The organism is Enterococcus sp. (assembly GCF_022711995.1).
GTDB lineage: Bacteria > Bacillota > Bacilli > Lactobacillales > Enterococcaceae > Enterococcus_D.
The window spans coordinates 41,895-56,649 of sequence record NZ_JALAHI010000013.1 but is presented as its reverse complement, the minus strand read 5'-3'; the positions used below and the strand labels follow the sequence as shown (position 1 = coordinate 56,649).

Annotated in this window: 15 protein-coding genes; 3 read left to right on the top strand and 12 right to left on the bottom strand. The window is 42.6% G+C overall.

The annotated features are described in order from the left end of the window. Positions 1-401: 3-hydroxyacyl-ACP dehydratase FabZ (gene fabZ / locus Q0A12_RS01205; protein ID WP_291290899.1), on the bottom strand; the 401-nt coding region annotated here is incomplete at its 3' end. Between the two features lie 203 nt (positions 402-604). Here fabZ and fabI point away from each other — a divergent pair. Then, positions 605-1,360 carry an enoyl-ACP reductase FabI gene (fabI, locus tag Q0A12_RS01200; protein ID WP_291290898.1) on the top strand — a complete coding sequence of 252 codons (756 nt, stop codon included), beginning with the start codon at positions 605-607 and terminating at the stop codon, positions 1,358-1,360. A gap of 170 nt (positions 1,361-1,530) precedes the next feature. Continuing rightward, a complete protein-coding gene (locus Q0A12_RS01195; RefSeq protein WP_291290897.1) occupies positions 1,531-2,448 on the top strand; it encodes a mechanosensitive ion channel family protein in 918 nt (305 codons plus the stop codon). A 99-nt stretch (positions 2,449-2,547) separates the two neighbouring features. On the opposite strand, the gene cbpB is transcribed toward Q0A12_RS01195, so the two are convergent. The 8 genes from cbpB to Q0A12_RS01155 form a co-directional block, all read right to left on the bottom strand. Then, a complete protein-coding gene (cbpB, locus tag Q0A12_RS01190; protein ID WP_291290896.1) occupies positions 2,548-3,045 on the bottom strand; it encodes a cyclic-di-AMP-binding protein CbpB in 498 nt (165 codons plus the stop codon). 109 nt (positions 3,046-3,154) lie between these two features. Further along, positions 3,155-3,667, bottom strand: a complete 513-nt coding sequence (locus Q0A12_RS01185; RefSeq protein ID WP_291290895.1) for a metallophosphoesterase — start codon at positions 3,665-3,667, stop codon at positions 3,155-3,157. Beyond that, on the bottom strand, positions 3,664-5,016 hold the full coding sequence (gene rph / locus Q0A12_RS01180) for a ribonuclease PH (RefSeq protein ID WP_291290894.1): 1,353 nt from the start codon (positions 5,014-5,016) through the stop codon (positions 3,664-3,666). Before rph ends, Q0A12_RS01185 begins: the two co-directional genes overlap by 4 nt. Beyond that, a complete protein-coding gene (racE, locus tag Q0A12_RS01175; RefSeq protein ID WP_291290893.1) occupies positions 5,017-5,829 on the bottom strand; it encodes a glutamate racemase in 813 nt (270 codons plus the stop codon). Positions 5,830-6,057: 228 nt separating this feature from the next. After that, complete coding sequence (locus Q0A12_RS01170; RefSeq protein ID WP_291290892.1) at positions 6,058-6,714, bottom strand: amino acid ABC transporter permease; 657 nt, start codon at positions 6,712-6,714, stop codon at positions 6,058-6,060. A 14-nt stretch (positions 6,715-6,728) separates the two neighbouring features. Continuing rightward, positions 6,729-7,376, bottom strand: coding sequence for an amino acid ABC transporter permease (locus Q0A12_RS01165; RefSeq protein WP_291290891.1), 648 nt, complete (start codon positions 7,374-7,376; stop codon positions 6,729-6,731). A gap of 14 nt (positions 7,377-7,390) precedes the next feature. Further along, the gene (locus Q0A12_RS01160) at positions 7,391-8,197 is read right to left on the bottom strand and encodes a transporter substrate-binding domain-containing protein (protein WP_291290890.1); all 807 of its coding nucleotides are present in this window, start codon (positions 8,195-8,197) and stop codon (positions 7,391-7,393) included. Between the two features lie 13 nt (positions 8,198-8,210). After that, positions 8,211-8,948, bottom strand: coding sequence for an amino acid ABC transporter ATP-binding protein (locus tag Q0A12_RS01155; RefSeq protein WP_291290889.1), 738 nt, complete (start codon positions 8,946-8,948; stop codon positions 8,211-8,213). 256 nt (positions 8,949-9,204) lie between these two features. On the opposite strand from Q0A12_RS01155, the gene trpS reads away from it, so the two are divergent. Further along, the gene (trpS, locus tag Q0A12_RS01150; protein ID WP_291290888.1) at positions 9,205-10,212 is read left to right on the top strand and encodes a tryptophan--tRNA ligase; all 1,008 of its coding nucleotides are present in this window, start codon (positions 9,205-9,207) and stop codon (positions 10,210-10,212) included. Positions 10,213-10,406: 194 nt separating this feature from the next. Here the strand turns inward: trpS and Q0A12_RS01145 are convergent, their stop codons facing one another. From Q0A12_RS01145 to pheS, 3 genes are all read right to left on the bottom strand, one after another. Beyond that, entirely contained in the window at positions 10,407-10,922 is a 516-nt protein-coding gene (locus tag Q0A12_RS01145) for an NUDIX domain-containing protein (protein ID WP_291290887.1), read from the bottom strand. 204 nt (positions 10,923-11,126) lie between these two features. Further along, entirely contained in the window at positions 11,127-13,547 is a 2,421-nt protein-coding gene (pheT, locus tag Q0A12_RS01140; RefSeq protein WP_291290886.1) for a phenylalanine--tRNA ligase subunit beta, read from the bottom strand. Between the two features lie 2 nt (positions 13,548-13,549). Continuing rightward, entirely contained in the window at positions 13,550-14,593 is a 1,044-nt protein-coding gene (gene pheS / locus Q0A12_RS01135; RefSeq protein WP_291290885.1) for a phenylalanine--tRNA ligase subunit alpha, read from the bottom strand. Positions 14,594-14,755 lie beyond the last annotated feature (162 nt).

Genomic DNA, 14,755 nt, shown 5'->3' with positions numbered 1-14,755 from the left:
CCTGCTTTATTGCCTTCTACAGTGGCCACAGCGTTGGAAATTCCAACAGTTCCTTTGATTTTGACAATCTCAAAAACAAGTTTCAAGGTATCACCGGGGACAACTTTTTGACGGAATTTGGCTTTGTTGATCCCGCCGATATAAGCGGTTCTTCCTTGAAATTCATCCGATTTCAAAATCAAAATCGATCCTGCTTGTGCCAATGTTTCTAAGATCAGTGCCCCGGGCATCACGGGATTTCCCGGAAAATGCCCTTGAAAAAAATCTTCATTGATCGTGACATTCTTCGTGGCGATAATTTTCTTACCTGACTCAATTTCATCGACATAGTCAATGTAAATGATTGGGTAGCGATTTGGAATCAAGTCCATGACTTCCGTTTCTGTCAATAGTTTTTTCATGGGGTTCCCTTCCTTGCTTAAAAAAATATTATAGTTTGATTATCAAAGTATCATAGTTCTGATTTTTTGGCAACTAATTATTTATTAAGAAAAAAATAGTTTGACAATCAAACAATTATGAATAATAATTAGGAATCATGATAGTGGAACCTACTATCGATCGTCATTATTGATTATTATGTAAATTATTAAGGAGTGGAATTATGGGTTTCTTAACTGGAAAAAAAGTAGTCGTAATGGGCGTAGCCAACAAACGCAGTATTGCTTGGGGCTGTGCGCAAGCGCTAAAAGAACAAGGCGCGGAAGTTATTTATACGTATCAAAATGAACGCATGAAAAAACCTCTTGAACGATTGTTAGAGGAAAATGAATATACCGTTGAATGTGATGTAGCAAATGATGAAAGCATCGCAAAAGCTTTCGAAACAATCAAAGACTATGCCGGCGAGATCCATGGTGTCGTCCATGCAGTTGCTTATGCCAACAAAGATGATCTTTCTGGAGATATTCTAAATATATCGAGAGATGGCTATGCACTGGCCCAAGATATCAGCAGCTATTCATTGATCGCTGTTACCAAGTATGCCAAACCGATTTTGGCTGAAAATGCCGGGATCGTTACGTTAACCTATTTAGGTTCAGAACGCGCTGTGCCAAATTATAACATGATGGGGATCGCCAAAGCTGCCCTTGAATCAAGCGTTCGTTATTTAGCTGCGGAATTGTCCCCACAAAAAATTCGTGTCAATGCAATCTCAGCTGGCGCAATCAAAACTCTGGCGGTGACCGGTGTCAAAGATTACCAAAAACTGATCCAATTATCTGAAGACCGTACCCCTGATCATATCGGAGTAACGATTGAAGAAGTCGGCAATACGTGTGCCTTTTTGATCAGTCCGTTGTCTAGCGGAATTATCGGAGAAGTTATTTTTGTTGATAAAGGGGTTCATTTATCTTAATCCCCTCGCTACACTGCTCGCCTCTTGGTTTTATCAGCCAAGAGACGAGCTTTTCGTGTGCCTCCCTTTGGGTCTACCCCTCCTTCTGACTGGAAAAGACCTAAATGGGAAATTTTGCATTTCTGTTTTTTCTCCTTTAAAATAGACCTATTGATAGATGGAGGGATTTTATGTTACGACTTTTGACAGATGCGACAACCGATTCAACAGGATCCGGCTTAACGGAGCCTGCTGCAAAACAATTGAATGCCTTGCAAAAATGGTGGCAAAATATTGATTGGGAAGCGATCGTTGGTGTCTTGATCCAACAAGTTCTGATTCTGCTTTTTTTGTTCATTTTATTCGGCATTTTACTGAAAATCAGTAACTATGTCATTGAACGCATTTATCGTTCTTACGAGAAAAAAGGAACTTATAACGCCAGCCGAATCAACACGATCCACACACTGATCCGCAATATCGTCCATTATACGTTAGGCTTTTTCTTTGTGTACGCCTTATTATCAACGATCGGTGTCCCCGTTGGTTCACTCTTAGCTGGTGCAGGTATTGCCGGGGTAGCACTTGGTTTAGGTGCTCAAGGCTTTATGAACGATCTAATCACTGGTTTCTTTATCATTACTGAACAACAAATCAATGTGGGTGACTATATCCGCTTGACGAGTTTGTCTTTAGAAGGAACCGTTACGGCAGTAGGGATTCGGACCCTTCAATTGAAGTCAGTCGATGGAACCGTCCACTATATTCCGAATCGGAATATTACTACCATCAGCAACACCTCACGGGCCAATATGCAAGTCGTGGTGGATGTCCGCATCTTGCCTTCTGAAGGGTTGGATGATATTCGCGCCATCATTGACGAAGTCAATCAAACCGTAGCGGCTGCCCATGAGGAAGAAATCCAAACCAAACCAGCAATCTTCGGAGTTGTCGATCTTGGCAACAATAACTTTGCGATCCGCACAACAATGTATGTCACCAACGGGACTCAGTGGAAGATAAAAGAAGAGTTCTTGGCAGCTTCGATTGATGCTTTAACCACCAAAGGCTTCACCATCCCTAACGCGCCAATCATCGGCGTAAAGTAACGGCACAAAAAAGCACTCACAGGATTTTGGTGTTTCCTTCTGTCTAATCAGAGGAAGGCCCTTCATCTGGGAGTGCTTTTTTTTGTTTGTTTTCTTGCATTAGATCACTTGTAATTCATCTGTTGGTGTGACTTCTTTTGAAATTAGTAAGTAGCGTTTTTCTAATTCGTGAGCTAAGTGATTGACTGACTTTAGAATTTCTTTGCGGGTAATGATGCCAACAAAGATATTTTCTTCATCAACGATGGGCAAAAATGCTTGATCCACCAAAAGATGCAACATATCCTCTAATTCGCTGTCTTCCTTCACACAAGCGACATTGACTTCCATCACATCAGCGACCGTCAAGCCTTCCAAATTGTCCATACTAAATCCAGTCAAATCCATCATTTTTTCCACCACATTGGACAAGCTGATCAATCCTACTAGGTGATCTTCACTGTCTAAAACCGGAATCTTTGAATAACCGACTTTCGATAAAACCAGTAATGCGTGATTCAATGGATGATTGTAAAGAACTGTTGCAACATTTTCTGCAGGTACTAAAAAACTTTCATGATTTTCTAATAAAATTTTTTCTACTGTTTGACCAATCAATCTGAATGCCTCCATTTCAAAGCTACTATTCTATTTTACTAGAAAAATCAAAAAGATAGTCTAAAACTGCTTATTTATAATGAATTTTTTACTTTTTGATTTCGCTTTCTTAGCGCTCAAAAACGAAGTGCAAATCAGTAATTTCATTAAATGTACGGTCATAGTATTGAACGATCCACTGTTTTTCCGTGCTTTCAATAATCGCAAAGCTCTTGATTTGGATTGGTCCTCGGGGTTGAGAAATACTGCCGGGATTCAAGAATAATCGATGCCCCACCTTTTCACAGGCAATCTGATGGGTATGACCAAATACAGCAATTGATGCGTCAGCTTGTTGGGCTTGAAGTCCGAGAGTTGTCACGCCAAAGCGAACATCAGCCAAATGGCCATGGGTCACATAAATCGTGTCCAGAGGCGTTTTAATGGTCTTTGCGTCGTCATATTCGGGACTGTAGTCACAATTTCCCCCTACTACTTGAAAAGTTTGCCAAAGGGAATCGTCGGGTTGCAGTTCAGAGTCTCCACAATGGATAAAAGTATCCACTTTCCCAGAAAATTCCGCCAGCAGATCCACTAAGATCTGACGATCGCCATGATTATCACTCACTACTAAATATTTCATGCTTGTTCTCCTTCCAACCAGTCTTGCCATACATTGCGCAGTTTCGCGATGGCTTGGCCACGATGGCTCACTTGATTCTTTTCTTCGCCACTCATTTCAGCAGCTGTTTTCTCCGAACCATCCGGTATGAACAATGGATCGTAGCCGAAGCCGTTGTCTCCTCGAGGAATACGGCCGATTCTGCCTGGCCAATCGGCAGCGACGACTAAACTTTCTTTGTCGGGGGCTGCAAAAACCAATGTACAATGGAATTGTGCCGTTCGTTGTTCATCCGCAATATCCGTCAGTTCATACAACAATTTGGCATTATTGGCGGCATCGCTTTTTTGTTCGCCAGCGAAACGAGCTGAATAAACACCAGGTCTGCCACCTAATGCATCCACTTTTAAGCCAGAATCATCTGCTAAAACGGGACGTCCTAGAATTTTGGCAATCGTTTCTGCTTTCAGCCGGGCATTTTCTTCAAAAGTCGTTCCTGTTTCCTCAACATCAGGTAATGTTGGGTAATCTTTCAATGTACGAACATCATAGCCAGCTGCACCAAAAACGGCGGTGAACTCTCGGGCTTTGCCAGGATTACCTGTGGCAATCACGATGGTCCTATCAGGAATATCATACTGAGGCTGTTCTTGAATCAGCAAGGCTTCTTTTTGGTAGGCGATCAATTCTTCAATGGCTGTCTTGCCATAAATCAGCATTTCGTTCAATTGCTGACCATCAAAAGTCGCTTCTTCGCCAGTTCCTTGAATCTCAATGAAACGGCCTGACTCTGTCATCACAAGATTCATATCTACAGCAGCCGCAGAATCTTCTTCAAAGTCTAAATCAGTCACACAAGTGTTATCTGGTAAAATTCCGACACTGATGGCTGCTAAATGTTCTTTGATTGGGTCTTCTGCTAATTCATGGTTCTTCATTAATTGATCAATCGCTAATCGCAACGCCACAAAAGCTCCGGTGATACTCGCTGTTCGCGTGCCGCCGTCCGCTTGGATAACATCACAATCGACCACAATACTGCGTTCCCCTAATTTCTCCAAGTCCACCACTGCTCGTAGTGAACGAGCGATCAAACGCTGGATCTCCATCGTCCGGCCTGACAACTTCCCTTTTGCACTTTCGCGACGATTACGGGTATTTGTTGCTCGCGGCAGCATACTATATTCCGCTGTCACCCAGCCTTTTCCTGTATCACGTAAAAAAGGGGGAACTCGATCTTCAATGGTTGCGGAACAAATAACGGTGGTGTCACCAAATGAGATCACAACGGATCCTTCGGGGTGTTTGAAAACATTGGTTTTGATTTTTACAGGACGAATACTGCCTGCTTTTCTGCCATCATGGCGCATTTAATTTCCTCCTAATGTGATATGTTGCGAATGAATCGGGACATTCAACCATTCCTTCGCAATTTCATCAAATAATTTTGTTGAACCTGTGGTATAAAAAAGATATTTCGGTTCTTGGTCCATTTGACTTGTATTGGCGATGGTAAAGTAATCTAGCAGCATGCTGACTTCCCCCACCGTTTCTGCACCGGAATCGATCAGCTGGATCTGACTTCCCATCTCGTTCTGGATCAGAGACCGCAACAAAGGATAATGGGTGCAGCCTAAGATCAGTGTATCCAACTTCTTGTTTTTGAGAGGACGCAATGTTTCTGCGACAATTTTTTTGGCCACCGAGGAATGAGACTGATTGCTTTCCACGATGGGCGCAAATTTAGGGCAAGCCAGGCTGACTACAACCGAACGAGGTGATTTCAGCTTGATTGCTTCTTCATACGCATTACTTTTGATGGTCCCTGCGGTGCCGATGACGCCAATTTGCTGATTGGTGGTTGCTTTAACCGCCGCTCTGGCGCCAGGCAGGATCACCCCAATTACCGGAATCGATAATTTTTCTTTGATTTCTTCTAATGCAACGGCCGTTGCCGTGTTGCAGGCAATCACCAGCATTTTGATATTTTGCTGCAATAAAAACTCGGTCATCTGCCAGGTATATGCAATGACTTGTTCTGCCGGACGCGGACCATAGGGACAGCGGGCAGTATCACCAAGATAAATAATATGTTCATTTGGCAATTGCTTGATCGCTTCTTTGACGACGGTCAGTCCGCCGACACCAGAATCGATAAAACCAATGGGTTGTTTATTTGTCATAGTTGTCCATCCTTTATAATGAAAGAAAGAAATTTGTCTAAGTTCCATTTTGGACTTTTTTTACCGATTTTTCAAGTATTGCTTCACAGAATCATTCAGTCAAACGACAGGCACAAAAAAAGATCCGCACGTCTTCGTTGTCTCCGCTACGCTCATAGAGAAAATAGCAAATTGACAACAAAGATCATACGGATCTGTTTTTTTAATCATTCATCCCTATTTAAGAAATCAGTAATTATACTGACGTGCTTCCAAGAAGCGAGAAAGCAGCGATAAGGCATAGCAGACGATGAAGTACAGCACCGTCATCGCAAGAAACATCGGCAATACATAATTGGTATTTTGTCCATAAATAATTCGGGCATGGTGGGTCAGTTCTGGGAGTGAAATAATCACTGCCAATGACGTATCTTTGATCAGTGAGATCAATTGACTAACGATCGCAGGCAGCATGGCTTTGAAGGCTTGCGGCATCACGATGCTTCGCAAGACTTCCACATAACTCAAACCGGTAGACAAGCCGGCTTCCATTTGCCCTTTTGGTACGGCATTAAGCCCCGCCCGAAAAATCTCTGAGAGCATGGCGGATTCAAAGATCGTCAATGCTACGACTGCAGACCAAAAAATATTGAAACGAATGCCAATCTGAGGCAATGCAAAATACGTAAAGAAAATAATCAGCAGCAATGGCAAGTTACGAATCACATCGATCACTATACCTAAGATCTTTGAGAAGAAGGGAATATTCGTGAAACGCAAGACCCCTGCAAGACCCCCGATCAAAAAACTAAAGATGATCGATAAGACGGAGACTTCGATCGTTACTCGGAGACCGTCGATCAAAAACCGAAGATTGATGGCAGAAAAAGCTTCGAAAAATTCCATTTAGTGTCTCCTTTCTATGAGCGTACAGCCCAACGTCTTTCAAGATAAACCATTAAGTAGGATAATGGTAATGTGATAATCAAATAAAAGATTCCGACAATAATATAGGTGTCGAAAGTATTAAAGGTTTCGCTGGCAATCAAGTCGCCTTGATACATAATGTCCAGACCAGCTACCATTGCTAAAATCGAGGAGTTTTTGACCAAGTTGATAAACTGATTGCCTAATGGCGGCACGACGATTTTAAAGGCTTGGGGCAAAATGATATAGCGCATCGCTTGACTATAGGTAAATCCAGAAGACAATGACGCCTCCATCTGCCCTTTAGGAACTGTCTGGATTCCCGAACGAATCGTTTCTGCGATAAACGCCGAAGTGTAGATCGTCAAACCAATTGTTCCAGCTTGAAATCCGTCAAATGTCACCCAATACATCGGTACCACGACATAAAAGAACATCACGATGATCAACAATGGAATATTACGGAAAAACTCGACATACGCTTTTGCGATTCCTTTGATCCATCGATTGGTAGACAGCTGAAATATTGCCATCAGTGTCCCAATCACTAAACTAAAGAATAAAGCCAGTAAACTGGAGAAAATCGTATATTTGAAACCAGAAAAAAACTGGTGGCCATAAGTTTGAAACAATTCAAGCATGCAAATTTCCTCCTTTAATCAACTTTCCCAGATGCATCATCAGGGAACCATTTTTGATAGATTTCATCATACGTACCGTCTTCATGCATTTCTTTCAATGCCTGGTTGACGGCTTTCAAGAAAGGTTCTTGTCCTTTATCGATAGCTATTCCGTAAGGTTCATTTGTAAACGTGCCGCCAACTAAATGATAGTTGGGGTTTTCACTGGCCATCCCCAATAAGATCGCATTATCTGTCGTCATGGCATCCCCTTGACCGGATTGTAATGCTGTAAAAGCTTCGGCATAGTTTTCCAGTTCCAAGATTTTTGCTTCCGGCGCTGCCTTGCGGATATTGATGGCAGAAGTCGATCCTTTGACGACTAAAACCGTCGTATTGGCATTTAAATCTTCGATTCCCTGAATCGGGCTGTCTTTGGCTACTAATAACGATTGTCCAGCATCGAAATACACATCAGAAAAATCTACTTGTTTCTTCCGTTCCTCCGTGATGGTCATCGTAGCGATGATGGCATCGATATTGCCATTTTTTAATAGCGGAATTCGAGTTTTTGATGTGACTTCGACAAAAATAGCATTTCCGTCACGACCTAAAATGTGTTCAGTAATTGCTCTGGCAATATCGATATCAAATCCCCGAACTTCAGCGGTAGCAATATCCATCAACCCAAAAAGACGGGTATCGTTTTTGACACCCCAGACAATTTGATTGCTTTCTTTGCTGCTAGTCAACACGTCACGTTCTGCCGCCCCGCTTTTACAAGCAGACAAGGACACAAGCGCGAATACCAGGAGCAGCAGTGTACTAATTTTTTTGTGCATAGCTACTTCCCTCCTAATGATTGGTAACCTTGCTTAAGAATTGTTTGGCCCGCTCGTCTCTTGGGTTTTCAAAGAAGCCATCGACATCGCGACGATCTTCTAGCACTTGCCCTTCTGCCATGAAAACGATGCGGTCTGCTACTTCACGAGCAAAACTCATTTCATGGGTCACCACGATCATTGACATCCCTTCACTGGCGATTTTTTTCATGACGTCCAAAACATCACCGATCATCTCTGGATCCAGCGCAGAAGTTGGTTCATCAAAAAGCAACATTTCCGGCGTCATGGCTAGCCCTCTGGCAATAGCCACCCGCTGCTGTTGTCCACCAGATAACATGGAAGGATAAGAATCTTTTTTATCAAGCATCCCTACACGATTCAGCAATTTTTCTGCTAAATTGATCGCATCTTGTTCATTTTGCTTTAATACTTTAATGGGGGCCAAAGTGATGTTTTCTAACACGGTTTTATTGGGGTAAAGATTGAAATGTTGGAAGACCATCCCGATGTTTTTTCTAATTTCGGTCAATTTGACATCTTTGCTGAATAGGTCTTTGCCGTTAATCAGTAAGTGACCTGATGAAATCGTCTCTAAACCGTTGATTGTACGAAGCATCGTACTTTTTCCAGAACCTGAAGGACCAATCACAACAACGACTTCGCCTTTTTCAAATTCGATATTTATGTTTTTTAATGCATGGAATTTGCCATAGTACTTTTCCACGTCTTTAAATTCTATCATTGCCATTCATTCACGCTCCTAATCTATATTTAAAAATAAATGAGTAATTGAAAAGATTTGATTCATATTATAGCTCACTATTTTTCAATTTGTAAAGGTTGTTTTAATTTTGCTACCATTTTGCAAAGAAAAACCTTCATTATTTTAACCTCATGTAAGGTTTTTGTCCATCGTTTTATTTCACAGACTATGAGAACAAGTTGTTTCTTTCGGAAAAACAAGGTAAGATGGACTATATATTGAATTTAGAGGTGGATGAAACGTGAACACAATTTTAACCGGAGATCGGCCCACAGGGCAACTTCATTTAGGACATTATGTTGGCTCCTTAAAAAAACGAGTGGAGATGCAAGATGATCCCAATAATCAGCTTTATATCATGGTTGCTGATATGCAAGCATTAACAGATAATGCCAAAAATCCACAGAAAGTGTCAGAAAACATTTTGCAAGTGGCACTTGATTATTTAGCGATTGGCTTAGATCCGACTCGCTCCACATTATTTATTCAGTCTCAGATTCCTCAATTAGCGGAATTAACTATGTATTACTTGAACTTAGTCAGTGTGGCACGGGTTCGTCGGAATCCGACCGTTAAAGCGGAGATCGAACAAAAGAAATTTGGGGAAGGCGTCCCAACTGGGTTCTTCATCTACCCTGTTTCACAAGCCGCAGATATCACAGCTTTCAAAGCAAACTTGGTTCCTGTTGGTGAAGACCAAAAACCAATGCTAGAACAAACACAAGAAATCGTTCATAGCTTTAATTCCATCTATAGTGAAGTATTGGTAGAACCCAAAGCCGTGCTTCCTCCTAAAGGGATGGGCCGTTTACCTGGAATCGACGGAAATGGGAAAATGAGCAAATCATTGAACAATGGCATCTATTTGGCAGACAGTGCGGATGTCGTGCAAAAGAAAGTCATGAGCATGTATACTGATCCAAATCATATCCATGTGGCAGATCCTGGCCAAGTCGAAGGCAATATGGTCTTTACTTACTTAGACGTTTTTGGCAAAGATGTCGAAAAAATTGCCGCATTAAAAGAACATTACCGTCAAGGTGGTCTAGGCGATGTAAAAATCAAACGCTATTTGATCGATGTTTTGGAAGCAGAATTTGCTCCAATCCGTCAACGCCGAGAAGAGTTTGCCAAAGATCCGGCTGAAGTCATGAACCTGTTGAAAAAAGGCAGTGAAAAAGCTGAACAAGTCGCTGCACAAACCCTTGCAGAAGTCAAACAAGCAATGGGAATCAATTATTTTGTCTAAATACGAATAACTAACAAACCCACCAGTATCTTTGGTGGGTTTGTTTTTGACTACTCTCTTTTATCTATAGATCCCTAAATAAAAAAAAGAACTGCTCAACTGCCATTGGCATGTGAGAAGACACCATTCGAGAACATTTTTCTCATCACTACAGAATCGCTTTCTGGCAAAAAGAAACGACCATTGAGAGTAATCTAGATGTGAAAGCACTCCCCCAAATGACTCTGAAGCGAAAAAACGATCGATGCATATAAGTAAGGAACAAATTTTTGTTCATTGATCAATGAGAGGTACTCTTTTTCATTGACCCACTTTGCTGCAGCAACTTCTTCAAGCTGCAAGCAAAGTTCAGGGTTGGTACCTGACCATTGGACAAAATAGAGTTCATTCCAGCCTTCTTCGAATCTTACGGTTAAACGACTAGGGATTTTTGCTAAAGAAAGTGTAATTCCCATCTCTTCTGCCAACTCTCTTTCGGCCGCTTGGTAACAACTTTCTCCTGCTTGGACGGCGCCGCCGGCTGTATAATCCCAATAACCCGGCCAGCTTTTTTTGCCTTGCTGCTGCTTTTGAATCAGCAAATCCCCTGCTTCATTAAACAACAACACCGTGACCACAAAACGATACCCGCCATTAGGAACTGGGGTATCCCGCACCATTTCTTCAGCTGTCGGCTGCTTTTGAGCATCATAAATCATCATGTATTCCATCAATCGATCCTTCCTTTCATCTAAAACTGAAAACAGCGGCTCTCTGTAACCGCAACCGTTCAACCGATGATCCCATTTCCTTTCATCATTATAAAAAGATTGCAGCATCGCAAGGGAAGAGACCTTCCCTGTGAATGCTGCAATCTCAATGACCCCTCAAGATCATTCTTTTTTAAGTCATTGTTTCCTGTCACCGCAATGGGACTAACGAATTTCTACCTGCAGTGTATCTTCTAACACACGAGTAATTTTCGCCATTGCTTGATTGATTTCTTCATCTGTCAATGTTGCTTCCGGATTTGCAAAAGTCAATCGATAGGCCATTGATTTCTTGTCACTGCCGATATTCTTTCCTTGGTAGACATCGAATAAATGGATAGCGGTCAAGAAACGACCGGCTGCTTCTTCAATCGTTTGGCGAATGTCTTGATTTGTTGTCTTTTCATCCACTAACAAGGCAATATCCCGGTTAACCGCTGGGAATTTCGATACGGCTTGATAAATCAACTGTGCATTATCTGCTGCCAACAAACGATCCAAGTCCAATTCAGCAACATACGTTTCCGTTAGATCATAGGCTTTAGCCGTACTTGGATGGACTTGTCCTAGGTAGCCGATCACTTCATCTTGCAAAAGAATGGCAGCGGCTCTGCCTGGATGCAGTTCTTTGATTGCGGTTGTCTTTTCAAAAGTGATCTGATCCGTTAGAGAAAGTCCTGCAAATAAGTTTTCCAAGATCCCTTTCATATGATAGAAATCAACTTTTTGTTCGCCTTCTTGCCAATCTTTTTCGGTGATGGCGCCAGTGATGGCTAGTCCTAGATGATTGTTTTCTGTTGGTAGTTCCCGTGGATCATCACTTGTTTTGAAAAAGACACGTCCCACTTCGTACAACGCAACATTGGTATTTTTACGAGCTAAATTGTAGGCAATATCATCTAACAGCCCAGAAAGTAGATTCATTCTTAAAACGCCTCGGTCTTCTGTCATTGGCCAATCCAAGCGAGTAACCTGGCTTTCTTGCCAACAAAATTGACGGGCTTTTTCTTCGGTGGTCAATGCATAACTGATGGCTTCACTAACCCCATTACCTTCTAGCAAAGTCCGCACTTTGCGGGTCAAGCGTTGTTCTTTAGTTAAGCTACCTGCAACTGTCTCACCACTTGGCAGTGTCGATGGCAAGCGATCATACCCATAGATACGGGCAACTTCTTCAATGATGTCAGCTTCGATCTGAATATCCCAACGACGAGGCGGCACAACAACTTGATAGGATCCCTCATTTTCTTGGTAGCCAAACCCTAATGCGGCAAAAATTTCATTGGCTTCAGCCGTTGTGATTTGTGTCCCTAAATAACGATTGATCCGATCCAATGTGATCGTGACTTGAACATCCTTAGGGGTCACTTCAGCGCCTTTGACCGCACCTTGAAGAACCGTACCACCTGCCAATTCAGCGATCATAGCTGCTGCAGCATCACAAGCTTCAGCAATCGTAGCTTGGTTGATGCCTTTTTCAAAACGGGCAGAGGATTCACTGCGCAAGTTGAATTTTTTAGACGTCAAACGAATGGCTAGTGGATCAAACAAAGCCGCTTCCAAAGCCACACTGGTGGTTTCTTGTGTGATCTCAGAATCTAAGCCACCCATGACGCCAGCCAGAGCAACAGCTTCTTTGCCGTTGGTGATCACAATATTCTCTTCATCTAACGTTCGTGTTTCGCCATCCAATGTAACCAATGTTTCTTGCGGTTTGCCACGGCGAACGACGATTTCCTGACTACCTAGTTTTTGGTAATCAAAGGCATGAAGAGGCTGACCAAACTGCAGTAAAATATAGTTGGTGACATCCACGACATTGTTGATTGGGCGAATGCCTTCATTCATCAAACGGTTTTGCAACCATTGCGGACTTGGTGCAATCGTTACGTTTTCAATGATCCGAATTTGATAGGCTGGCGCATCCTTTTGGTCTTCCACGCGGACTTTGATTTTGTCTGCAGCTTTCACTGCACTTTCATTTAGTTGAGCGGTCTCAAATTTTGGTGTTTGTCGATAAATGGCTCCTACCTCGTAAGCGACCCCCCGCATACTTAAGGCATCGGCCCGGTTTGGAGTGATGGATAATTCGATGATGGCATCATCCATATCGAGATAAGGAAAGACTTCCTGACCTACGTTTGCATCGGCAGGCAAGTAATAAATGCCTTCTGCATATTCTTTCGGAACCACACTATCGGAATAGCCTAATTCCTGCAGCGAACAAATCATCCCATTGGATTGCTGTCCCCGCATTTTGCCTTTTTTGATTTTGACATTTCCTGCGATTCGTGAACCTGGGAGTGCCACGATCACTTTGATGCCGCTTTTGATATTGGGCGCACCACAAACGATTTGTGATAATTCCGATTCACCGATATCTACTTGGCAGATTGATAAGTGATCTGAATCTGGATGTGGCACACATTCTTTGACTTCTCCCACAACGATTTTTTTCAATCCCGCTGCTGGCACTTCGATTCCTTCGACTTCGATCCCTGTGACTGACATTTTATCTGCCAGCTCGTTTGGTGAGATCTCAGAAAGGTCAAGATAATCATTTAACCATTTGTAAGATACTAACATACTTATTCCCCCTTGAACTGACTGATGAAACGTACATCATTTTGATAAAAATTCCGAATGTCGTTGACGCCATAGCGCAACATCGCAACTCGGTCAGGCCCTAAGCCAAACGCAAAACCGGAATACTCTTTTGGATCGATTCCAGACATTTCCAGCACATTTGGATGAACCATTCCTGCCCCTAATATCTCGATCCAACCGGTGTGCTTGCAGACATTACAGCCAGCTCCACCACATTTGAAACAGCTGACATCTACTTCGACAGATGGCTCAGTAAAGGGGAAGTAACTCGGACGCATACGAATGCTGCGCTCCGCACCAAACATTTTTTGCATCATCACTTCTAGGGTTCCTTTTAAGTCCCCCATCGTTACATTCTTATCGATTACCAGACCTTCAATTTGATGGAACTGATGGCTATGGGTCGCGTCGTCAGTGTCTCTGCGGAAGACTTTCCCTGGAGAAATCATGCGCAGTGGTCCTTTGCTGAAATCATGTTTTTCCATGGTACGCGCTTGTACTGGTGAAGTATGGGTCCGAATCAAGACTTCATCTGAAATATAAAATGTATCTTGCATGTCTCGTGCTGGATGATCTTTCGGCAAATTCATTCGTTCAAAATTGTAGTGATCTTTTTCCACTTCAAATCCTTCAACGACTTGATAGCCCATCCCCACAAAAATATCTTCGATTTCTTCCATGATTTGCGTCAAAACATGGCGGGTCCCTTGTGGCATCCGTTTGCCCGGTAAGGTGACATCAATCGATTCTTCAGCCAATGCCTTCTCGAGAGCGATCGCTTCTAATGATAGTTTGGCTTCGTCGATCGCTTGCGTGATCACATCCCGGATCTCATTGGCATAGCTGCCGACTTTTGGGCGTTCTTCCGCGGATAAATCTTTCATTCCCCGCAGGACTTCCGTGATGGGGCCTTTTTTTCCAAGGACTTCCACACGAATCTGATTCAATTCATTGACGGTGTCGCTTGCTTTAATTTTTGAAAGCGTCACTTCTTTCAATGACTCTAGTTTTTCTTGTAAAGACATGGTTTTCCTCCTTATTCTTTGTGAATAGCCGGTGAGTCAGGACAAAAAAAAGACGTTGCTCCCAAAAAAGGAACGACGTCTCGTGTTACCATCCTCATTCGTGGATATTCTCCACGCACTCACTTCTTCTAACGACAGCAGGACTGCCGACTGATCATTACT

Coding starts and splice junctions, on each gene's coding strand:
- fabI (WP_291290898.1), top strand. CDS start 605: ATGGGTTTCTTAACTGGAAAAAAAGTAGTCGTAATGGGCGTAGCCAAC.
- racE (WP_291290893.1), bottom strand. CDS start 5,829: ATGACAAATAAACAACCCATTGGTTTTATCGATTCTGGTGTCGGCGGA.
- pheS (WP_291290885.1), bottom strand. CDS start 14,593: ATGTCTTTACAAGAAAAACTAGAGTCATTGAAAGAAGTGACGCTTTCA.
- Q0A12_RS01170 (WP_291290892.1), bottom strand. CDS start 6,714: ATGGAATTTTTCGAAGCTTTTTCTGCCATCAATCTTCGGTTTTTGATC.
- Q0A12_RS01155 (WP_291290889.1), bottom strand. CDS start 8,948: ATGGCAATGATAGAATTTAAAGACGTGGAAAAGTACTATGGCAAATTC.
- Q0A12_RS01160 (WP_291290890.1), bottom strand. CDS start 8,197: ATGCACAAAAAAATTAGTACACTGCTGCTCCTGGTATTCGCGCTTGTG.
- rph (WP_291290894.1), bottom strand. CDS start 5,016: ATGCGCCATGATGGCAGAAAAGCAGGCAGTATTCGTCCTGTAAAAATC.
- Q0A12_RS01145 (WP_291290887.1), bottom strand. CDS start 10,922: ATGGAATACATGATGATTTATGATGCTCAAAAGCAGCCGACAGCTGAA.
- Q0A12_RS01165 (WP_291290891.1), bottom strand. CDS start 7,376: ATGCTTGAATTGTTTCAAACTTATGGCCACCAGTTTTTTTCTGGTTTC.
- Q0A12_RS01185 (WP_291290895.1), bottom strand. CDS start 3,667: ATGAAATATTTAGTAGTGAGTGATAATCATGGCGATCGTCAGATCTTA.
- pheT (WP_291290886.1), bottom strand. CDS start 13,547: ATGTTAGTATCTTACAAATGGTTAAATGATTATCTTGACCTTTCTGAG.
- Q0A12_RS01195 (WP_291290897.1), top strand. CDS start 1,531: ATGTTACGACTTTTGACAGATGCGACAACCGATTCAACAGGATCCGGC.